1 protein-coding gene is annotated in these 247 nt (G+C 60.3%); it reads left to right on the top strand.

Annotated elements, in window-relative coordinates:
• A partial coding sequence (locus ACO0LM_RS28840; protein ID WP_423042398.1) for a tetratricopeptide repeat protein occupies positions 1-247 on the top strand: 247 nt, incomplete at both ends.

Here is a 247-nt window from a genome sequence, read left to right as displayed (position 1 = left end):
CTGGGCAATGTTGAACGCGCACTGGACCGTAAGGAACAGGCGCGCACGCACTTCACCGAGGCGCTGCGACTGCACAAGCAGATCGGCAATGTCATGGGTGAGGCCAATGCGCTTGATGGTCTGGGCAATGTTGAACGCGCACTGGACCGTAAGGAACAGGCGCGCACGCACTTCACCGAGGCGCTGCGACTGCACAAGCAGATCGGCAATGTCATGGGTGAGGCCAATGCGCTTGATGGTCTGGGCA

It is taken from the genome of Undibacterium sp. Di26W (genome assembly GCF_049340265.1).
Lineage (GTDB): Bacteria > Pseudomonadota > Gammaproteobacteria > Burkholderiales > Burkholderiaceae_D > Undibacterium.
Note: the sequence above shows the minus strand (reverse complement) of the source record. Positions and strands in the feature narration are given on the sequence as shown.